Raw genomic sequence first — 19,730 nt, 5'->3', positions numbered from 1 at the left:
CCCTGGGTTATGGGTCCCGGCGTTCGCCGGGACGACATTGATTTTGTCGGACGAGCGTCCAGACACGACAACCATCTCACAACGCCGCGAACGCAGCGCGCGACGGTGCGAGCGGCAACCAGTCCGGGATGCGGCGCTTGGCGAGCCAATACGGCCGCCACAGCATTCGCCATGTGGTGAGATCCACAGGGGCCTGGCGCCATTTCATTCGACCGGTCTCGATCTGCGACAGATCGTGCAGGTGCAGCCAGCGCCGCGCGATCCACCAGAGCTCGCGGGCGACGTCAGCATTCCCCCGTCCCTTGAGCTGGACGATGCCCAACAACGGATCAGGAAAACGGACGGCGACCTCCAGCGTCGCGACGCGTTCGCCCAGGTGCCGGACGCTCCACAGCCGAGAGCGATTGTGGGCGATGTCGGAGCCATAGGTGCGGACACAATTGCGCATAGTCATCGCTTCGTCGACCAGATCCGGGATGTCATCCAGCGGCCGAAACTCATAGTCCCCGACGCGACCGGGATGGAGCCACATGTCGCGGATTGGCCGTTGACCGAGATTGAGATGCAGCGAGACTTTCCCTCGCCAAGCGAGGGCAGCCGTCATTGCGGCATCGAGCTTCATGGCTGGCGTCCACGGCCTTTCGACGAGCTCGCGGCCGAAGCCGGCGGGCTGCCCCGAGAACCAGATCCACAGACCGAGCAGATGCATGCGGTCGCGCTTCAGCACCAGCGGCGCCCGCAGATACTCACGGGCGATCCACACCGCGGCCGGCTCATGCGCCAGCGCCGCCATCTCCGCCACGAGCTGCAGCCAGGTCGGCATCAGCTTCGGCGAGCGCGGCAAATGGTTGCCGATCTGCCGCCGGAACAGCTCGCCGTCTGGCAATGGTGGGATCGGACGGACGAACGCCTCCGGTGGCAGCTTGCGCAGCCAGAGCGGCAGACCGGCCGCGGCCGCCGCCTCGGCCAGCGGACGCCCCGCGATCACGCACGCGATCGCCCGCTCCGGATCGACATCCGGGCGCGGCACCGCCAGCGCGAACAGCAGCGCCGGAAAGCTCAACGCGAGGTCGGCGAGATGAGGATGTCGCATCGCGCATGCGCGCACGCGGGATTGCAGACGAGACGAATAGCGCCGCAGCCGGCGTTCGCGCAGGTCGGAACGCTCCGGCTCCCGGCTGGGAGTCAGCAAGAGATTTGATGTCATGACACGACGGTTCAAGCGCAGGCCACGAGGGCCACGGGCTTTTCGATGAGATGCGAAAGGGTCAAATCATGGCCGGGACAATCATCCCGGTCGGCCGCGTCAATGATCGCGCAGCGAGCCCGGGAAGCGCGTGAGTCTGAACATCGTCGCCTCCTGCGTTGAAGTTGGGATGCGCTGAACTAGCGTGTTTCTCGGCAGAGCGCAACCTTGGCCGCCACCTCCTCCCACCTCGATGCACACGGGTCATCCTTGCGAAAGGTTGTCGGCGACCGGCACACCGCCGTCGCGAGCCCCCGAAACGACGAGGCGATCCAGGCCTTCCAGACAGATGATTCGACTTGGCCCTGGATTGCTTCGCTGCGCTCGCGACGACGTGGTGAGTGAGCAGCGACCTGGATCGTTGATACTGACTGCGCGGAGCGATGCACCAGCCCTACCGCTTCCCCTTCGTCATGTTCAGCGCCACCGCGGCGCGGATCAGCGCCATGAACGCAGTCTCATCGATCACGTCGCCTTCATGAAGGTCGATGGCGCGGCGGGTGTTGCCGTCGAGGCTGACGTTGAACAGGCCGGAAGGGTCCGGCAGCGAGGCTCCTTTGGCGAAGGTCAGCTTCACCGCGGCCTTGTAGGTCTCGCCGGTGCAGACGATGCCGGCATGCGACCATACGGGAACGCCGCGCCACTTCCACTCTTCGACGATATCGGGATCGGCCCGTTTGATGAGATCGCGGACGTAGCTGAGCGTGACGCCGCGCCAATCCCCGAGCTCCTTGATCCGGGCGTCGATCAGCTCCGACGGAGACTGGTTCCCCTCGCCGACGCTCGTAGCCTTCGTTGGTTTCGCCATGACGCTTATTCCCATCCACCTGCTTGTCGTTTCACCTGCGTGTAGTCCGCGTCGTAGTTATACGACCATCTTGGCCTGCTCAAGTTTATAGCAATATTGATAACTCCACGGCCAAGCGGCACAGTGCACCAACGAGGTGTCGTCCAACATCACCGAGGTGCAGCACGACGCCAGCGAAACCGGCTCGGCCTCGTCCCAGGTGCTGTCGGCGGCGCAGTCGCTGTCACAGGACAGCAACCGGCTGAAGCTGGAGGTGGGACGATTCTTGAACACGGTGCGGGCGGCGCAAGAGCGAAATCGTTCGTCGTTGAACTCGTTCACTCGCGACAACGGCAGTTTGTTCCCTCTCCCGCTTGCGGGGGAGGGCTAGGGAGGGGGCCGCTCCAGCGGCGGTGTGCGTGGCGCCCCCTCTCCAACTCTCCCCCGCAAGCGGGGGAGAGGGCACAGCGGAGCTTGGCGCGGGGTTGATCGGTTCACCGGAAACGAAGCAGGCAACTGCCGATCACCGGCCCAACTTAATAACACCTCGCCGCAGCACGCCGTTGGAAACGAGGCAGCGCCGGTGCGGTGATCAGTTCGCCAACTCGCCGTGAACGCAATCCGGACGGCTGACCGCCCCCTCACCGCTTTTCGATCACCAGGCTCTGCACCACCCGGCCGAAATAGCCCCTGACATCGCCCAGCCGCGCCATCGCCAGACCCGCGCCGTCCGGGCCGATCCAGCTTTCGGCGTCGAGCAGGATCCAGTCGCCGACCGGCTCGCGGGCCATGTTCACGGTGAGGTCGGCATTGAGGAACGTATAGCTGTGGAAGTCGAGCGCGGCGGAGGTGCCGTTGCAGAAGTCGCTCGCGACCACGGCGCGCATCGCCTGCGACACGGCGTGGCCTTCGACCAGCGGCCAGTCGACGCGGTACCAGATCGCGCCGGGACCCTTGACGCCGAACCGGCCGCGCGCGGCGCGCAGCGTCATGCCACGCACGAACGGGCTGGTCGAGAAATCAGCCGGCTCCGGCAGCGCATCGTCAGGGCCGACCAGATCGACCGGCAGCTCGCGGACATCGTCCGGCAGCGGCACCGCGTCCTGCCTGATCTTGAGCACCGTCGCCGTGACGACCACCGTGTCGCCGGCGCGCAAGCGCACGGCGCAGAGCTGGATCTTGCGCCCCTCGCGCAGCACCTCGGTCTCGATGAGGAGCTCTGCGAGCGGCACCGGGCGCATCAGGTCGATGGTGACGCGGGCGATGCGCATCGGCGACTTCGTCGGAATGCGCTCGGCCGCCCACACGGCCAGCGCCGATGGCGCAGACCCATGTTGCATGGTCGGATCCCAGGGTCCCGCAGCATCGGAGCCGACGGCGACCCGATTGTCCGCGATGCGGAAGATCGGCCGCATCAGCGCGCGCCTCGCCACGTCTCAGCCGGCGCTGGCAAAGGCGCGGTCGGCGCCATTGGGCAGTTCGATGTCGACCTCGAGCGTCGAGACATGCTTTCCCCGGTCCATGCGAACGATGACCTTGTCCGGATCAAGTACCACATGGCGCGAAACCACGGCGAGGATTTCCTCGCGCAGCTGCATCAGGAGATCGGGCTGTCCACGCAGACTGCGCTCGTGCGCGAGCAGGATCTGCAGCCGTTCCCGCGCGACGGGCGCGGAGGCTGCACGCCCCGTAAAGAGCCGCAGCACACTCATGCAGCCCTCCGTCCCAAGAGCAGGTTCATCAGGCCCTTGCGCTCGGTCGGGATCTGCATCTCGACCTCCTCGCCGAGCAGCCGGCGCATCGCATCGTGATAGGCGCGTGCGGGGGCGCTCGCCGGGCTGTTGAGCGTCACCGGGCAGCCGACATTGGAGGCGCGCAGCACGTCCTGGCTCTCCGGCACGATGCCGAGCAACGGCGTCGCCAGGATTTCCAGCACGTCATCGATCGACAGCATCTCGCCGCGCGCGGCGCGGCCGGCATCGTAGCGGGTGATGAGAATGTGCTTCTCGACGCGCTCGCCGTTTTCGGCGCGCACGGTCTTGGAGTCGAGCATGCCGATGATGCGGTCGGAATCGCGCACCGACGACACTTCCGGATTGGTGACGATGAGAGCCTCGTCGGCATAGCGCATCGCCAGCATGGCGCCGCGCTCGATGCCGGCCGGGCTGTCGCAGATCACCCAGTCGAATGTCTTGCGCAGCTCAGCGATGACGCGGCCGACGCCGTCCTCGGTCAGCGCGTCCTTGTCCTTGGTCTGCGACGCCGGCAGCAGCCAGAGATTCTCCAGCCGCTTGTCGCGGATCAGAGCCTGCGGCAGCTTGGCGACGCCATGCACCACGTTGATGAGATCGAACACCACGCGGCGTTCCGCGCCCATCACCAGATCGAGGTTGCGCAGGCCGACGTCGAAATCGACGACGACGACCTTCTCGCCGGCCTGCGCCAGCGCCGCGCCCATCGCCGCCGTCGTGGTGGTCTTGCCGACGCCACCCTTGCCCGACGTCACTACGAGTACTTTCGACATGTCACGGATCCTCCTGCTACTCAGTTCAATGCAACGATCTTCATGGAATGACCTTCGAGCCGCGCCTGCACGGCCCGGCCGCGCAACGCGGCGTCGATCTGCTCGGCGGTCTGGTAGTAGCCGTCGATCGCGACCAGCTCGGCCTCGATCTTCTGGCAATAGATGCGCGCCGCCGCGTTGCCGTTGATGCCGGCCATCGCGCGGCCGCGCAGCGTGCCGTAGACGTGGATCGAGCCGCCGGCGACGATCTCGGCGCCCGACGACACCGCGCCGAGCACGGTGACGTCGCCATCGGGAAACACGATCGACTGGCCCGAGCGTACGGGCTGGTCGAGCAGCAGCGAGGTCGGCTGCTGCAGCGACGGCTTCTCCGGCTCGATCTCCTGCACGGCGCAGTGACGGCCGCCCGACAACAAGGGAGGCATGCCGAGCGACAGCCGCCCCTGCTCGACGCCTTCGAGTCCGAGCACGCGGATGTTGCGCGACTCGATGCTCTTGATGAGATGGGTGATGGCGAGCGGGCTCAGATCCAGCGCTGAGAGATCGAGCACGATCGGCTTGCCGACGAAGAAGCCGGGCGAGCCCGCGAGCGTTGCGTCGAGCTCAGCCAGCCAATCGGCAATCGGCACAACCGGCGAAAACACGAAGGCGACGTAGGAGCGCCCGCGCAGACGAATAACAGGACGCACCGTTTCAGCGCTGGCACTCATGACCATCCGACCCAACCCTTCTTAGTGATTGGTTAACTGTCGGCGCCAGATGGTTAACGGATGGTTAAATCGACGCTAAGCCGCTCAAAAATCGACAGCGGCCCGCCCGACATAGTTCGATGATGATCGAATCAAGGCGCAATCTTGGCATCAATGAGACGCAATTCATGAGCATCTGCGTCAAGACCTGTCATGCCTCATTTTAATCACATCATGATGATAACTTTAACGTACATATAATTCGGAACCGACGACTTTAGGAGGTTCCGATCGATTGACACTCGTCAGGGGGCGGGGCATGGGATCGATAGAGGCGCCCAAGGCACGGCAAACGTGCCACGGCGCCTTGCAGGAAGGGACCGCTGGCGTGCGATCGTTGATCGACGCGAAACGTCTGATTCTGCGAGTGATTCCGTGTGGACTGAAGTGGCAGACCGGCTCCCGCTCTTCGTTTGAAACTAGCTCTCATACGAACCGTGGCAGAAGCGTATCAGTTACCGGAATCGAGCGTCAGAGGAGTAGCGTATGAGTTCGTTGAGTGAACAGAATCCGATGAACCCGCAGGACCCGCTGCATTACGCACCGCGGTGGCTGCGCGAACGTCCGGAAGCCGCGCGTCTATCTCTCGTCGGTGACAATGCCAAGGCAGCGGAGGCGGCCGAGCGTCCCGCTTCGGGACAGCAAGGACCGCTCGATGCTCGCCTGGAGACCGCCGTGTTCGAATCCCTTCGCCAGTCGCTGAATCCGCAAGTCATGCGCGAGCCGCCGGATCTGGAGCGCGAGCGCGACCGCCGGTCGGTCGTGTTCAAGGTGGCCGGCCGCTTCGCCGCCGCAACCGGCGTCGCCGCCGTCGTCGCGCTGTTCTTCGTCAACATCGTGCCGGTGTGGCGCCAGCCCGACGCCAGCTCGTCCTTCGTCGCAGCCGTGCAGTCGATGAAGACGCTGCCGCCGGTCGCCGCCGACGTCCAGGACGCCAAGGCGGACCAGACCAGCGCGCTGCCCGAGCGGGTCGAGCCGCAGGCTCCGGCGCTGTCGCAGTTCAAATCGCTGCTCGCGGACGCTCCGGCGCCGACGGCAGAGACCGATACTCCAGAAAAGCCCATGCTGCAGCAGTTCATGCAGTGGAACCAGAAGACGGGTCAGATGGAGCGGGTTCGCTAACCCTCTGCACGACTGATCCGACTTCCAACACATCACAGGCGACGATGATCGACGTCCTACCGCAGAAAGCGGCAGCACGCCGTCCGCTGGCTCACGCCCGTATGGCAGCCATCCTGCTCGCGTCCCTCGTGGCCGGCGAGGCCGCTGCTGCGCCCGGCGAGAGTGTGAGCGTGGCGCGCCAGCTCGGCAGCCGCGTCGGCCCGATCATTGGCGCCGCGCTCGCGTGCCGCGACATCGCCCGGCCGCGCATCCAGGCCATCATCGAGAAATTCCAGCTCGTCATCCGCGAGGCCGCCTCCAGCGAGGCCGACCGTGACGAACTGACGCGCCTGCTGGACCGCTATGTCGCCGAAGGTCGCAGCCTCGTCACGTCGGGCCGGCTGGATTGCGGCGGCGCCAATCGGCAGCTTGCCGATCTCGAACAATCCATCGCAGCGCCGCCTCCGGCGCGCGCGAACCTGTCTGCCGTGAGCATCGGACCTGCGACGGCGCAGGCCGCGACTGTACCGGCGCAACTGCTGCCGCCGGCCGGCAACGTACGCGGGGTGACGCAGAGCGAGATCAAGCTCGGCATGGTCATTCCCTACAGCGGACCGGTGAAGGAGAGCGGGCGACTGCTCAAGATCGGCGTCGAGACGGCGTTCAATCGCGCCAACGAGGCCGGCGGCGTCAACGGCCGCATGCTGAAGCTCGTCACCGCCGATGACGGCTACGATCCCGCGCGCACGCTGGATGCGATGAAGCTGCTCTACGAGAAGGAGCAGGTGTTCGGCTATATCAGCAATTTCGGCTCGGCCACCGCCGCGGTCGCCATCCCCTACGCGCTCGAGCGCCGCACGCTGTTCTTCGCGCCCTATACCGGCGCCAACGTCGTGCGCCACGATCCGCCCGACCGCTACGTCTTCAACTACCGGCCGAGTTATGCCGAGGAGACCGACGCGCTGGTCCATTATCTCGTGAAGATGCGAAGGCTGCATCCGCGCCAGATCGTCGTGTTCGCGCAGAACGATGCCTTCGGCGACGCCGGCTTCGCCGGGGTGGCCAGGGCGTTCCGCACGCTCGGCGTCAGCGACAATTCGATCGTGCGGGTCAACTATCCGCGCAACACGGTCGAGGTCGACGACGCCATCAATCAGCTGAAGCTGCTGAAGACCCCGGTCAAGGCGGTGGTGATGCTGGCGACGACGCGCGCCGCAGCCAAGTTCATCGAGAAGGCCCAGGGCGTATTTCCGGGCGTCATCTTCGCCAACATCTCCGCGGTTGCTGGCTCGGCGCTCGCCAGCGAACTGATGCTGCTCGGACCGCGCTACGCCGAGGGCGTGATCGTCAGCCAGACCGTGCCCGGCGTTTCCGGCTATTCGAGCCTGGTGCTCGAATACAAGACCGCACTTGCGAAATATGCCCCGGGCGAGCCGGCCGACTACACCTCGCTCGAGGGCTACATCGCGGCGAGCATCCTGATCGAGGGACTGAAGCGCGCCGGTCCGAACTTCGATACCGAGCAACTGGTCGAAACGCTCGAGAACATGCGCAACATCGATCTCGGCCTCGGCACGCAGCTCGGCTTCGGCCGCGCCGAACACCAGGCTTCGCACAAGATCTGGGGCACGGCACTGGACGAGAGCGGCACCTACCAACCCGTCGAACTTGAATAGGATACCGCTAGAGGCGCGACGGCCTCAACTACCAGGACAAAAGAGCGACAGAGAAACCCGACATTAATTCGAAATGCCACGAATAGTAGAACGAAGAGGGTTTGAAACAAGCTGAGCAGGTGGAAGGTTCGATGGCCGTGCGTTGGTCCGCGTTGATCATCGGGAGTGTTTTCGTAGCTCCCTTCAGCCCCGCTTTGGCGGCGGCTCCCGACGTCGTCAGGGAGCTTGGCGGCCGTGTCGGACCGATCGTGGGACAGGCGTCCGCCTGCCCGGACATCGCGCAGGGCCGCGTCCAGAGCATGGTCGACAAATTCCGCGAAGCCATCCGCCAGGCGACGAGCAATGACGGCGAGCGCGATCAGCTGACCCGCAGCTTCAATGGCTACATCGCCGAGGGCCGTAGTCGTACGGGCGCCTCGCAGGCGACCTGCGCCGCCGCGGAGCGGCAACTGACGGAGCTCGAACGCTCGCTCGACCAGCCGGCTGCGGCGACGGCCCCGATCACACCGGTCAAGGCCGAAACGACGACTGGCGCCGTCACCGCGAGCCCCGTGCGCGGCATCACCGACCGCGAGATCCGCTTCGGCATGGTCCTGCCGTTCTCCGGCATCCGCAAGGAGACCGGGCGTCAGATGCGCCAGGGCATCGAGGCCGCGTTCGCACGCACCAACGACGCCGGCGGCGTCAACGGGCGCATGCTCCGTCTCGTGGCGGCGGACGACGGCTACGATCCGGGCCGCACGCTGGCGGCGATGACGCAGCTCTACGACAGGGAGCAGGTGTTCGGCTTCATCGGCAACGTCGGCACCGCCAACTCGCAGGTGGCGATCCCCTATGCGCTGGAGCGGCGCACGCTGTTCTTTGCACCGAACACCGGCGCAGCAGTGGTGCGACGCGATCCGCCGGATCGCTACGTCTTCAACTATCGGGCGAGTTACGCCGAGGAGACGGCCGCGCTGGTGCGCTACCTGATCAAGATGAAGCGCGTCTCGCCCAGGCAGATCGCGGTGTTCACCCAGCAGGACCCATTCGGCGACGACGGTTTCGCCGGTGTCGCGAAGGCCTACCGGCAGTTGAACATCGGCGATGCCGTAACGCGCATCAACTATCCGCGCGCGACGATGGACGTGGAAGAGGCGGTCAATCAGGTCAAGGCGCACAAGCCGGGACTCAAGGCGGTCATCATGGTAGCGACCGATCGCGCCGCCGCGAAGTTCATCGAGAAGACGCGCGACGCGGTGCCGGGCCTGATCTACGCCAACGTGTCCGCCGTCGGCTCGACCTCGCTCGCGGCCGAGCTCAAGCTGCTCGGCCCGCGCTTCACCAACGGCGTCATCGTGACGCAGGGCGTGCCGGCGGTTTCTGGCTATTCGAGCCTCGTGCTCGACTACAAGAACGCCCTGGCCAAATACGCGCCCGGCGAGGCGCCGGACTATACGTCTCTCGAAGGCTATATCGCGGCGACGATTTTGATCCAGGCGCTGAAGCAGACCAATCCGCTCGACACCGAGCGACTGGTCGACACGCTCGAATCGATGCGCAGCCTCGATCTCGGCCTCGGCACGACGCTCGCATTTGGACGCGCGGAGCACCAGGCCTCGCACAAGATCTGGGGTACCGCCCTCGACGAAACCGGCACGTATCAGGCAATCGAACTTGAGTAGAATTAGCTTCTAAGGGGAAGAACTGGTGAAGACGTTTCGTTAGCAGGTCCTAAAGTATGATCGGAAAAAGGCGTGTCGGGTTACCGAAATGGTCATGCTCTTAGGAAAGGCTGGTCTGTGCATGGTGACGGTCTTATGTCTTCTCCGTCGCAGACACGGCGTCAATTCACCAGGCGGAAGACCTGGATGGGGTCCAAAGTGGGATAGTGGCAATGAACTTTCGTTGTAGCGTGTTCTTGGTTGCGGCATTGCTCGCAACGCCCGCCAGCGCGGCGGGCACCAATGCGGATGTGGTGCGTAATCTTGCGAGCCGGGTCGGGCCGATCGTGGGAGCAGCATCCGCCTGTCAGGCGATCGACCAGGGCCGCGTTCAGGCCATTGTCGACAAGTTTCGCGAGGTGATCCGGGAGGCCTCCACCGGCGGCTCGGATCGTGACGAGCTCACCCGCGTCTTCAACGGCTACGTCGCCGATGGACGCAACCGCGTCGGGGCGGCTCAGACCGACTGTAACTCCGCGGGCCGCCAGCTCGCCGAGCTCGAGCGCTCGCTCGGGCAAAGCGCGCCGAGCCAGACCGCCACCAGCCTCGCCGGGGTGATCGCCCCGTCCGCGGCCGTGGCTGCGACGGCACCGACCGCGACGCTGCCGCCAGCGTCCACCACCAACGTGCAGGGCGTCACCGCCAACGAGATCCGCTTCGGCATCGCCGCTCCATTCTCGGGCGCTGCCAAGGAGCTCGGCCGGCAGATGAAGATGGGCATCGAGGCCGCCTTCAACCGCGCCAACGACGCCGGCGGCATCGCCGGGCGCTCGCTGCGGCTCTATTCGGCCGACGACGGCTACGAGCCGTCGCGGACGCTGGACGCGATGAAGCAGCTCTACGAGAAGGACAAGGTGTTCGGCTTCGTCGGCAATGTCGGTACCCCGACGTCTGCCGTGGCGATGCCCTACGCCCTGCAGCGCCGCGTGCTGTTCTACGGCGCGTTCACCGGCGCCAACCTCCTGCGCAACGATCCGCCGGATCGGTACGTGTTCAACTATCGCGCCAGCTACGCCGAAGAGACCGACACCGTCGTTCGCTATCTGGTCAAGCTGCGCCGCCTGCCGGCCAAGGACATCGCCGTGTTCGCGCAGCAGGACGCCTATGGTGATGCCGGCTTCTCCGGTGTGGCCAAGGCCTTCCGCTCGCTCGGCCTTGCCGACACGTCCATCTTGCGCCTCAACTACAAGCGCAACACGGTCGATGTGGACGACGCGGTCAACCAGCTGAGGGCGTTGAAGAACCCGCCCAAGGCGATCGTCATGGTCGCAACCTATCGCGCCGCCGCGAAGTTCATCGAGAAGACGCGCGATCTGTTCCCGCACATGATCTACACCAACGTCTCCTTCGTGGGCTCGACCGAGCTCTCGGACGAGCTGATGCTGCTCGGCCCGCGCTATGCCAGCGGCGTCATCGTCACCCAGGTGGTGCCGGCCGTCGGCGGCTATTCGAGCGCCGTGCTCGAATACAAGAGCGCGCTCGAGAAGTACTTCCCGGGCGAGGCACCGTCCTACGTGTCGTTCGAAGGCTACGTCTCGGCCAACGTGCTGGTCCAGGCGCTGCGCCGGGTCGGCCCGCAGCTCGACACCGAGGCGCTGATCGACACGCTGGAGAACATGCGTGACATCGATCTCGGTCTCGGCGCCAAGCTCGGCTTCGGCCGCGCCGAACACCAGGCCTCGCATAAGATCTGGGGCACGGCGCTCGACGAGCGCGGCAAGTTCCAGGCGATCGAGCTGGAATAGCCCGCCCGCTTGTTGCGACCTCAACAAAAAAGCGCGACAGCCCTGGCTGCCGCGCTTTTCTTTTGTCCGTCGCGGAGCCGCTTAGAGCGGCGGATCGATTGCCTCGTCATATTCCTTCTTGAAGCGCGCGATCAGCTCGGCGGCGGGCAGCACGTCCTTGATGGCGCCGATGCCCTGCCCTGAGCCCCAGATCTCCTTCCATGCCTTCGGCTTGGCGCGCTCGCCCGAGGCGTCGGTGCCGAAGCTCATCTTCGACGGATCGGAGGTCGGGAGATTGTCCGGATCGAGGCCGGCTGCGACGATCGACGGCTTCAAATAGTTGCCGTGCACGCCGGTGAACAGGTTCGAATAGACGATGTCGTCGGCGCCCGAGCTGGTGATCATCTGCTTGTAGCCTTCGACCGCATTCGCCTCCTTGGTGGCGATGAAGGCCGAGCCGATATAGGCGAAGTCGGCGCCGAGCACGCGCGCGGCACGGATGGCGCGGCCGTTCCCGATCGCGCCCGACAGCGCGATCGGGCCATCGAACCAGCTCCGCGTCTCCGCCACGAAGGCAAACGGCGAGATCGTGCCGGCATGTCCACCGGCGCCCGCCGCGACCAGGATCAAGCCGTCGGCGCCCTTCTCGATCGCCTTGTGCGCGAAGGTCTGGTTGATGACGTCGTGGAAGACGATGCCGCCCCAGCCGTGCGCCGCCTGGTTCAGCTCCTCGCGCGCGCCGAGCGAGGTGATCATCATCGGCACCTTGTACTTCTCGCACAGCGCGAGATCCTGCTCGAGCCGGTTGTTGGAACGATGCACGATCTGGTTGACGGCGAACGGCGCCGACGGGCGTTCCGGATGCGCCCGGTCATAGGCAGCGAGCTCCTCCGTGATGCGCGCCAGCCATTCGTCGAGCAGCGCGGCCGGCCGCGCGTTGAGCGCCGGAAACGAACCGACCACGCCGGCCTTGCACTGCGCGATCACCAGGTCGGGCACGGAGATGATGAACAGCGGCGAGCCGATCACCGGGATCGTCAGGCGGCCCTTGAACAAGGCGGGCATGGACATGGATGGGAATTCCTCTTGCGTTGAAATGCGGAAACACTCGTGATCGCGAGCATGCCCGACATCATGCCGTGATGGCAATTCGCTCGCAGAGGGACCGGAAAAGCCGGACCAGGGTCTTGCGTTGAGACGCTGGCGTGCCGGCGTCATTGGCAGAGCGCCGAGGTCACGTAGGTGTCCGTCCGGCAATCGCCCGGCTTGCGCTCGCGACCGGGGATCAGCACCCGCGCCGAGCAGGTCTCCGCAGAATCGGTGTTGAGGCTCTTGCCTTCCTTGTAACCCTTGCCCTGGCACAACCGGTCGGCGCCGAGCTTGCAATCCGGCGTGCCGTTGGCGGCGATCGGGCAGACCGAGCGGCCGGAGATCATGCTCGAGGGCTGGGCGAGGCGCGACAAGGTCTCGCCGGTCTCCTTCAGCACGTCGGCGCCGCCCTTCGGCGCGACCGGGCCACCGGGCTGCACCGGTGTCGCAGCGGGCTGATCCGCGGCAGCGCCGGTGGGATCGCTGCCGGCCGCCGGCGGCCCGGCGCGGGCATCGCCCGAAGGCTTCAGCGGAATGATCGACATCTTCTCGAACAGCTTGCCGAGCTCCTCCACCAGACCCGGACTGGAAGGCGGCGCAGGCTGGACGGCACGCGCCTGCTGCGGTGGCTGTTGCGGCGCTTCTCGCAGCCCCAAGGAAGGCGTCGTTTGCGCCCATGCCGCGGCGGCGGAGAGAACCGAGACGACGGCGAGCAGCGCCGCGCCTGCCCCCAGCCCCGGGCGCAGCGGCCGCATCAGATCAGCTTCACGGCGATGACGAATCCGGCCACCAGCACGGCCGCGCCGATCGCCACCCACAGGCCGAGATGCTTCTCGATGCGCACCCTGATCCATTCGCCATAGCGGTTGAGCAATATCGCGGCGATGAAAAAGCGGCCGCCGCGCGCGATGATCGAGCAGACGACGAACAGAAAGAGATTGTAGCCGGCGAAGCCCGACGTGATCGTGACCAGCTTGTAGGGGATCGGCGTCAATCCCTTCACCAGGATGATGACGGCGCCCCACTCGGCGTAGGAGGCACGGAACGCCTCGACCTTGTCGCCGAGGCCGTAGAGCTGGATCAGCCAATGGCCGAGGGAGTCGTAGAGCAGCGCGCCGATGGCATAACCGACCAGGCCGCCCGCCACCGAGGCCGCGGTGCAGACGCCGGCGAACAGCCACGCCCGCTGCGGCTTCGCCAGCGACATCGGGATCAGCATCACATCCGGTGGCACCGGAAAGAACGAGCTTTCGGCGAAGGCAACCGCGGCCATGATCCACATGGCATGCGGCTTGTGGGCGGCGTCGATACACCAGTCGTAGATCCGTCTGAGCATGCTGGCGATGAAGCAAACCGGGCAGGATTTGTCCATGGCCCATATGTCGGCCCGAATCGGACCGCCACACTAGTGCCGCTTGCGGATGGTCCGGCTTTCGGCCGCGACGATCGGTCGCCCCGCCACCCGTCCGGGCGCGGCCTTGGCGACCTTGACCGGCGATTTCGGCAGCTTCTCGGCGATGCCGAGCATCAGCTCGCGCCGTTCCATCTCGCGCCAGACGTCCTCGGGCTGGACATCGAGCTCGGCCCACAGCACGGCCAGATTGTAGATCAGGTCGGCGCTTTCGCGCACCACGGCCTGGGCGTCGCCGCCGACGGCATCGATCGCAACCTCGATCGCCTCCTCGGCGAGCTTCTTGGCCATCTTGGCCGTGCCCTGCTGCATCAGCTTGGCCGTGCGCGATCGCGCGGGGTCGAGATCCCTGGCCGCCAGGACAGCGCGATAGAGCCGATCGATCGAATCAGTCATCTGGCCACAATAGTTAAATTCGATGGTCCGCATATTAACGTTCGCGGCAGGCAAGAAAAAATCCGCCGGCACGGCGGCCGGCGGATCGTTTCGTCCGATCTCACATCACCAATGCGGGTGATGGTAATAGCCGCCACCGTAATAGGGGCCGCCGCCGTAATACTGATAGCGCGGTCCGTAGCCATAATAGGCCGGCCGGCCATAGTAATAGTTGTCCTCGTAGTAGGAGCGGCGGTTCTGCGTCGCCGCGATGGCAAGTCCGGTGCCGACGATCCCGGCGAACGCCGCCGCAGCCGCCGCGCCACCATTGCCGCGATAGTGGCGCCGGCGCGCGCTGACATCGGTCAGGCCGCCATCATTGGCCGTCTTGGCGACGACGCCCTTCTCGGCCGGCGCGGAGCCGGCAAAGGCGAGTGTCGGCTGCACGGCCGTCAAAGTCACCGCGGCCACCGTCGCCAGGACGGTAGCACGGCCAAAGCGTGAAAAACTTCCGCGCTGTGCGATCATGTGGATCCTCCGTACGATCTAATCTCGGGTACCAACTCGCGAACTGCGCCCACAGTTCCCCTCGCGAAACCCGGAGTCGAAGCCGCAAATCGCCGCAGGCCTTGCTCATGGACCGTTCACATTCGATCCGACATGATCAGGCACCGCCGGCCCCGAGCGGCAGCGACACCGCGACGCTGTCACGAAATTGACATCTCGATCCCGCGATGGCCGGCGAACTGATTAGAATACCGGCGTGACAAGATCGGTACGGCCTGCGAATACCGGCGTGACATGATGCGCATGCGACGACCCGTCACCCTGCTTGCCTTGGCGCTCCTCGCCGCCTTCGTCGTGCCCTCATGCCTGTCGAGAGAGGAAGCCGCAGCGGAGGAGCCGAAACGTCCGGTCGCCGTCATGTTCGCGCTGGATCGGCCGCTCGATGGCAGCATGGCGCCACTGGTCCTCGCCGCCAGCCGCGGGCTGTTCGCCACCGAGGGCGTGACCGTCACCATCACCACGGCCAAGGGCTCTCCCGATGCGATCGCGCGGGTGGCCTCCGGCGAGACCGACATGGCGCTCGCCGACATCAACGAGCTGATCCGCTATCGCGACGCGTCGAACAGCCAGCCGGTCAAGGCCGTGTTCGTGCTGTTCAACAGGGCGCCTTATGCGATCATCGCGCGCAGGAGTCGCGGCATCAACGGGCTCGGCGACATCGAAGGCAAGACGCTCGGCGTCGCCGAGGGCGATCTCTCGATCCGGCTGTGGCCGGCGGTCGTGAGGCACAACCATCTCAGGCCCGAGACCATCAAGCTGTCGCGCGTTGGCGCGGCCGTGCGCGAGCCGATCCTGTCCGCCGGCCAGGTCGATGCCGTCAGCGGCTTCTCGTATCTCTCGGCGATCAATCTGCGCGACCGCGGCGTGCCCGCCGCCGATCTCGCGGTGCTGCGCTTCGCTGATTATGGCTGCGAGGCCTATGGCCATGCGGTGATCGTCAATCCCGGCTTTGCGGCCAAGCAGCCGGCGGCGGTGAAGGGCTTCCTGCGCGCGCTGACATCGGGGCTCCAGCTTGCCATCAAGGACCCTGCCGGCGCGATCGCCGACGTGGTGAGCCGGATGGATGACGGCTCCCGCGAGCTCGAGCTGCAGCGACTGCAGAGCGTGCTCGTCGACAACGTGCTGACGCCGGACGTCCGCCGCGATGGCATCGGCAGCATCGAGCCCGCCCGGTTCGAGCGGGCCCTCGACCAGCTCGCGGAGGACGGCAAATTCCACCACAAGCGTCCGCAACCCGCCGACATCTTCGACGACAGCTTCCTGCCGCCCGCCGACAGCCGGCTCGTCAACTGAGCGCTCGCCGCGGCGGCCGTTCCCTTGCTAACATGGTGCCGCGCGCCCAGCGCTGATTCCAACTGCCGACACGAAGCGCCCCGCCATGTCCCTGCTCCGCATCTATGCCCGCGTGCTCCATCTGCTCGGAAAGGAGGCGCGGCTCGGCTGGTTTCTCGCGATCGCCAACCTGGCGCTGGCGGTGGCGCAGTTCGCCGACCCGGTGCTGTTCGGACGCATTGTCGACTCGCTCTCCGGCAAGGCCTCGGCCAGCACCGCCTGGCCGCTGCTCGCGGCCTGGGCCGGATTCGGCCTGTTCACGATTCTGGCCAGCGCCTGGGTCGCGCTGCAGGCCGACCGGCTGGCGCACCGGCAGCGCCATGCGGTGCTGACGAGCTATTTCGAGCACATTTTGCAGCTGCCGCTGACGTTCCATTCCGGCACCCATTCCGGCCGGCTGATGAAGGTGATGATCAACGGCACCGACGCGCTGTGGAAGCTGTGGCTGTCGTTCTTCCGCGAGCACTTCGCCGCGATCATGTCGGTGCTGGTGCTGCTGCCGCTGTCGCTCTATCTCAACTGGCGGCTCGCGATCCTCTTGTTCGTGCTGTGCGTCGTGTTCACCGTGCTGACGACCCTGGTCGTGCGCAAGACCTACGGCATGCAGAGCGAGGTCGAGGAGCATTACAGCGACCTGTCGGCGCGTGCCTCCGACGCGCTCGGCAACGTCGCGCTGGTACAGAGCTTCGTGCGCATCGATGCCGAGGTGCAGGGCCTGCGCACCGTCGCCGGACAATTGCTGTCGGTGCAGATGCCGGTGCTCGGCTGGTGGGCGCTGGTGACGGTCATCACGCGTGCCTCGACCACCATCACCGTGCTCGCGATCTTCACACTCGGCATCGCCCTGCATCAGGCCGGGCTGACGTCGGTGGGCGAGATCGTGATGTTCGTGTCGTTCGCGACCATGCTGATCCAGAAGCTGGAGCAGGTCGTGTCCTTCATCAACAACGTGTTCATGGAGGCGCCGCGGCTGGCCGAGTTCTTCACCGTGCTCGATGCCGTGCCGGCCGTGCGCGACCGCCCCGACGCGATCGAGGTCGGCCGACTCTCGGGCCTGGTCGAATTCAACGATGTGTCGTTCTCCTATGACGGCAAGCGGCCGGCGGTGGAGGACCTCACTTTCACCGCGCTGCCCGGCCAAACCATCGCGCTGGTCGGCCCGACCGGCGCCGGCAAGTCGACGGCGATCGCGCTCCTGCATCGCGCCTTCGATCCGCAGTCGGGCTTCATCAAGATCGACGGCATGGATGTGCGCGGATTGAAGCTCGCGGCGCTGCGCCGGAACATCGGCGTCGTGTTCCAGGAGGCGCTCCTGTTCAACCGCTCGATCCGCGAGAACCTTTTGGTCGGCAAGCCCGACGCGACCGACGAGGAGCTGCGCACCGCCGCCGCGCGCGCCCAGGCGCTCGACTTCATCGATCGTGCCGACCAGGGTTTCGATACCAACGCGGGCGAGCGCGGCCGCATGCTGTCCGGTGGCGAGCGCCAGCGGCTCTCGATCGCGCGTGCCCTCTTGAAGGATCCACCGATCCTGATTCTCGACGAGGCGACCTCCGCGCTCGATGCCGTCACCGAGGCCAAGCTCAACGCGGCGCTCGACGAGGTGATGAGGGGACGCACGACCTTCGTGATCGCACACCGGCTCTCGACCATCCGCAACGCGACGCGAATCCTGGTGTTCGAGAACGGACGCGTGATCGAAAGCGGAACGTTCGATGAACTCGTCGCCAAGGGCGGCCACTTCGCGGAACTCGCGAAGGCCCAGTTCATGGTGCAGGAGAGCGCGCGCGCGACTCTCGCAGCGCCCGAGAGCGACGGCACCATCGTCAAGACCTGATCGCGGGACGCTTTCATCGTGGAATTGAATGGCTGGCCTCTGTTCGCCAGCGTCGAGCCGGTATAGGTTCGCGGCCTGCCGCAACCAAAGCGGCGCCGGACACGCTTGAAACCCGAAAGCCCGCTTGCCCACCTCGCCGCGCGAGGCGGGTCTCAAAGGACCGGACCAGACCAGTGCAGACGCTTCGCCTGTTGTTCCGCTACGCCCCGATCAAGATCATCGCTCTCGCTGCCGCTCTCGTGCTCGCGCCGCGCTGGGCCCATGCCGAGGCGCTGCTGCTCGTCGAAGCCGACACCGGCAAGGTGCTGGAGGCGCAGAACGCGACCTATCCGTGGTATCCTGCATCGGTCACCAAGCTGATGACGGCCTATGTCACCTTGAAGGCGGTCAAGGACGGCAAGATCACGCTCGACACGCTGTTCACGGTCTCACCGACCGCGGCATCACAGTCGCCGTCGAAGATGGGCTATCGGCCCGGCACGCAGGTCACCGTCGACAACGCACTGAAGATGATGCTGGTGAAGTCCGCCAATGACATGGCGGTGGTCTTGGCCGAGGGCGTCGGCGGCTCCATCGACGGCTTCTCGGCGATGATGAACGACACCGCCCGCAAGCTCGGCATGACGCAGACCAGCTACGTGAATCCGAACGGACTGCCTGCCGACGGCCAGATCACCTCGGCGCGTGATCTCGCGATCCTGGCGCGCGCCATCATCCGCGATCTTCCGGAGTACGAATATTTCGTCCACATCCCGTCGATCCGCTACGGCCGCCGCGTGGTGCAGAACTTCAACAAGCTGATCGGGCGCTATCCCGGCGCCGACGGTTTCAAGACCGGCTTCATCTGCGCCTCCGGCTACAATCTCGTGGCGTCGGCGACCCGCAACGGCAAGCGCCTGATCGCGGTGGTGCTCGGCGCCTCCTCGGGACAGATGCGCGCCGTGCGCGCGATCCAGATGCTGGACCGCGGCTTCAACGGCAACCAGCTGAGCTGGCTGAAGTCGCCGCTGGGCACGGTCGATCAGCTGGCCCCCGTCGACGCGACGCCGCCCAACCTGCGCGACGACATGTGCAACGGCCGCCGCCACCGACCAGCCAGCGACGACGACGAGGACACCGTTGCCGGTGCGGACGGCGAAGCGACCGGCGGCACCCTGCTCGCCGGCCTGCAGACGCCGACCATGAAGCCGTCCGAGCTGCTGGCGGCGGCGCCCGCCCCGTCCGAGCCGGTGCTGGTCTACACCGGCCCGACGCGCACCGGCGCGGCGCTGATCGCCGCGGTCGCCGCCGATGCCGACGCGCAGACGCCGGCCAGGCACCGCGGCAAGAAGGCGCATGCCGCCGCCCGGAAGGACGCCAAGCCGGCGACCCGGACCGCCGCCAAGACCGATGCGGATGCGAAGGCCGCTGCGAAGCCGCAGGCCAAGCCGGCTGAGGCCAAGCCGGGCGCGGCCCGCCACGTCGCCGCCAAGCACGAAGCCGGCGGAAAAACGGCGGAAAAAGCCGGCTCCGACGCGCCCAAGCCCGCCAAACCCAAGGCTGCCGCAAAGCCGAAGACGGACGGCAAGCCCGCGCCGAAGGACGGCTGATCCCGCGCGGCGCATACGGC

Annotated in this window: 18 protein-coding genes and 1 pseudogene; 8 read left to right on the top strand and 11 right to left on the bottom strand. The window is 66.1% G+C overall.

What is annotated here, in order from left to right:
- Positions 1-76: 76 nt before the first annotated feature.
- Positions 77-1,093 (bottom strand): hypothetical protein, encoded by a 1,017-nt coding sequence (locus tag QX048_RS20675; protein ID WP_315751438.1) that lies wholly within the window; start codon positions 1,091-1,093, stop codon positions 77-79.
- Between the two features lie 547 nt (positions 1,094-1,640).
- A complete protein-coding gene (locus QX048_RS20670) occupies positions 1,641-2,054 on the bottom strand; it encodes a DUF1801 domain-containing protein (RefSeq protein ID WP_315826565.1) in 414 nt (137 codons plus the stop codon).
- 112 nt (positions 2,055-2,166) lie between these two features.
- Here QX048_RS20670 and QX048_RS20665 point away from each other — a divergent pair.
- Positions 2,167-2,340 (top strand): annotated as a pseudogene (locus QX048_RS20665) (methyl-accepting chemotaxis protein); the annotation flags it as partial.
- A 334-nt stretch (positions 2,341-2,674) separates the two neighbouring features.
- Here the strand turns inward: QX048_RS20665 and QX048_RS20660 are convergent.
- From QX048_RS20660 to minC, 4 genes are read right to left on the bottom strand one after another with little or no spacing between them, the layout of a single operon-like run.
- Positions 2,675-3,448: a thioesterase family protein gene (locus QX048_RS20660; RefSeq protein WP_315826564.1), complete on the bottom strand. Its 774-nt coding sequence runs from the start codon at positions 3,446-3,448 to the stop codon at positions 2,675-2,677.
- A gap of 21 nt (positions 3,449-3,469) precedes the next feature.
- Positions 3,470-3,745 (bottom strand): cell division topological specificity factor MinE, encoded by a 276-nt coding sequence (gene minE / locus QX048_RS20655; protein ID WP_315716282.1) that lies wholly within the window; start codon positions 3,743-3,745, stop codon positions 3,470-3,472.
- Positions 3,742-4,557, bottom strand: a complete 816-nt coding sequence (gene minD / locus QX048_RS20650) for a septum site-determining protein MinD (RefSeq protein ID WP_315716283.1) — start codon at positions 4,555-4,557, stop codon at positions 3,742-3,744. The genes minE and minD overlap by 4 nt, the downstream gene beginning before the upstream one ends.
- Positions 4,558-4,577: 20 nt before the next feature.
- Positions 4,578-5,273: a septum site-determining protein MinC gene (minC, locus tag QX048_RS20645; protein ID WP_315826563.1), complete on the bottom strand. Its 696-nt coding sequence runs from the start codon at positions 5,271-5,273 to the stop codon at positions 4,578-4,580.
- 519 nt (positions 5,274-5,792) lie between these two features.
- Between minC and QX048_RS20640 the strand changes: the two genes are divergently transcribed.
- The 4 genes from QX048_RS20640 to QX048_RS20625 all read left to right on the top strand — a co-directional run bounded on the left by QX048_RS20640 (position 5,793) and on the right by QX048_RS20625 (position 11,531).
- Positions 5,793-6,428 carry a hypothetical protein gene (locus QX048_RS20640; protein WP_315716285.1) on the top strand — a complete coding sequence of 212 codons (636 nt, stop codon included), beginning with the start codon at positions 5,793-5,795 and terminating at the stop codon, positions 6,426-6,428.
- Between the two features lie 44 nt (positions 6,429-6,472).
- Positions 6,473-8,083: an ABC transporter substrate-binding protein gene (locus QX048_RS20635; protein ID WP_315826562.1), complete on the top strand. Its 1,611-nt coding sequence runs from the start codon at positions 6,473-6,475 to the stop codon at positions 8,081-8,083.
- Positions 8,084-8,214: 131 nt separating this feature from the next.
- Positions 8,215-9,747: an ABC transporter substrate-binding protein gene (locus QX048_RS20630; protein ID WP_315826561.1), complete on the top strand. Its 1,533-nt coding sequence runs from the start codon at positions 8,215-8,217 to the stop codon at positions 9,745-9,747.
- A 212-nt stretch (positions 9,748-9,959) separates the two neighbouring features.
- Complete coding sequence (locus QX048_RS20625; protein ID WP_315826560.1) at positions 9,960-11,531, top strand: ABC transporter substrate-binding protein; 1,572 nt, start codon at positions 9,960-9,962, stop codon at positions 11,529-11,531.
- A gap of 81 nt (positions 11,532-11,612) precedes the next feature.
- Here QX048_RS20625 and QX048_RS20620 read toward each other — a convergent pair whose 3' ends face one another.
- The 5 genes from QX048_RS20620 to QX048_RS20600 form a co-directional block, all read right to left on the bottom strand.
- On the bottom strand, positions 11,613-12,581 hold the full coding sequence (locus tag QX048_RS20620; RefSeq protein WP_315826559.1) for a nitronate monooxygenase family protein: 969 nt from the start codon (positions 12,579-12,581) through the stop codon (positions 11,613-11,615).
- Between the two features lie 143 nt (positions 12,582-12,724).
- A complete protein-coding gene (locus QX048_RS20615) occupies positions 12,725-13,354 on the bottom strand; it encodes a hypothetical protein (protein WP_315826558.1) in 630 nt (209 codons plus the stop codon).
- On the bottom strand, positions 13,354-13,935 hold the full coding sequence (locus tag QX048_RS20610) for a YqaA family protein (RefSeq protein ID WP_315716459.1): 582 nt from the start codon (positions 13,933-13,935) through the stop codon (positions 13,354-13,356). The genes QX048_RS20615 and QX048_RS20610 overlap by 1 nt, the downstream gene beginning before the upstream one ends.
- A 69-nt stretch (positions 13,936-14,004) precedes the next feature.
- Positions 14,005-14,406, bottom strand: a complete 402-nt coding sequence (gene hisE, locus QX048_RS20605) for a phosphoribosyl-ATP diphosphatase (protein ID WP_315716291.1) — start codon at positions 14,404-14,406, stop codon at positions 14,005-14,007.
- Positions 14,407-14,511: 105 nt separating this feature from the next.
- A complete protein-coding gene (locus QX048_RS20600; protein WP_315716292.1) occupies positions 14,512-14,913 on the bottom strand; it encodes a hypothetical protein in 402 nt (133 codons plus the stop codon).
- Between the two features lie 276 nt (positions 14,914-15,189).
- Here QX048_RS20600 and QX048_RS20595 point away from each other — a divergent pair, with 276 nt between their 5' ends.
- The 3 genes from QX048_RS20595 (at position 15,190) to QX048_RS20585 (ending at position 19,710) form a co-directional block, all read left to right on the top strand.
- Entirely contained in the window at positions 15,190-16,245 is a 1,056-nt protein-coding gene (locus QX048_RS20595; protein ID WP_315751428.1) for an ABC transporter substrate-binding protein, read from the top strand.
- Positions 16,246-16,330: 85 nt separating this feature from the next.
- Positions 16,331-18,121, top strand: coding sequence for a glucan ABC transporter ATP-binding protein/ permease (locus QX048_RS20590; RefSeq protein WP_315751427.1), 1,791 nt, complete (start codon positions 16,331-16,333; stop codon positions 18,119-18,121).
- 173 nt (positions 18,122-18,294) lie between these two features.
- On the top strand, positions 18,295-19,710 hold the full coding sequence (locus tag QX048_RS20585; protein ID WP_315826557.1) for a D-alanyl-D-alanine carboxypeptidase family protein: 1,416 nt from the start codon (positions 18,295-18,297) through the stop codon (positions 19,708-19,710).
- Positions 19,711-19,730 lie beyond the last annotated feature (20 nt).

This window comes from Bradyrhizobium sp. SZCCHNS30572 (genome assembly GCF_032484415.1).
Lineage (GTDB): Bacteria > Pseudomonadota > Alphaproteobacteria > Rhizobiales > Xanthobacteraceae > Bradyrhizobium.
This window is presented reverse-complemented; position numbering and strand designations above follow the sequence as displayed.

Excerpts from the sequence above, each read along its gene's own strand:
- QX048_RS20675 (WP_315751438.1), bottom strand. The coding sequence starts at position 1,093 with ATGCGACATCCTCATCTCGCCGACCTCGCGTTGAGCTTTCCGGCGCTG.
- QX048_RS20670 (WP_315826565.1), bottom strand. The coding sequence starts at position 2,054 with ATGGCGAAACCAACGAAGGCTACGAGCGTCGGCGAGGGGAACCAGTCT.
- QX048_RS20660 (WP_315826564.1), bottom strand. The coding sequence starts at position 3,448 with ATGCGGCCGATCTTCCGCATCGCGGACAATCGGGTCGCCGTCGGCTCC.
- minE (WP_315716282.1), bottom strand. The coding sequence starts at position 3,745 with ATGAGTGTGCTGCGGCTCTTTACGGGGCGTGCAGCCTCCGCGCCCGTC.
- minD (WP_315716283.1), bottom strand. The coding sequence starts at position 4,557 with ATGTCGAAAGTACTCGTAGTGACGTCGGGCAAGGGTGGCGTCGGCAAG.
- minC (WP_315826563.1), bottom strand. The coding sequence starts at position 5,273 with ATGGTCATGAGTGCCAGCGCTGAAACGGTGCGTCCTGTTATTCGTCTG.
- QX048_RS20640 (WP_315716285.1), top strand. The coding sequence starts at position 5,793 with ATGAGTTCGTTGAGTGAACAGAATCCGATGAACCCGCAGGACCCGCTG.
- QX048_RS20635 (WP_315826562.1), top strand. The coding sequence starts at position 6,473 with ATGATCGACGTCCTACCGCAGAAAGCGGCAGCACGCCGTCCGCTGGCT.
- QX048_RS20630 (WP_315826561.1), top strand. The coding sequence starts at position 8,215 with ATGGCCGTGCGTTGGTCCGCGTTGATCATCGGGAGTGTTTTCGTAGCT.
- QX048_RS20625 (WP_315826560.1), top strand. The coding sequence starts at position 9,960 with ATGAACTTTCGTTGTAGCGTGTTCTTGGTTGCGGCATTGCTCGCAACG.
- QX048_RS20620 (WP_315826559.1), bottom strand. The coding sequence starts at position 12,581 with ATGTCCATGCCCGCCTTGTTCAAGGGCCGCCTGACGATCCCGGTGATC.
- QX048_RS20615 (WP_315826558.1), bottom strand. The coding sequence starts at position 13,354 with ATGCGGCCGCTGCGCCCGGGGCTGGGGGCAGGCGCGGCGCTGCTCGCC.
- QX048_RS20610 (WP_315716459.1), bottom strand. The coding sequence starts at position 13,935 with ATGCTCAGACGGATCTACGACTGGTGTATCGACGCCGCCCACAAGCCG.
- hisE (WP_315716291.1), bottom strand. The coding sequence starts at position 14,406 with ATGACTGATTCGATCGATCGGCTCTATCGCGCTGTCCTGGCGGCCAGG.
- QX048_RS20600 (WP_315716292.1), bottom strand. The coding sequence starts at position 14,913 with ATGATCGCACAGCGCGGAAGTTTTTCACGCTTTGGCCGTGCTACCGTC.
- QX048_RS20595 (WP_315751428.1), top strand. The coding sequence starts at position 15,190 with ATGCGCATGCGACGACCCGTCACCCTGCTTGCCTTGGCGCTCCTCGCC.
- QX048_RS20590 (WP_315751427.1), top strand. The coding sequence starts at position 16,331 with ATGTCCCTGCTCCGCATCTATGCCCGCGTGCTCCATCTGCTCGGAAAG.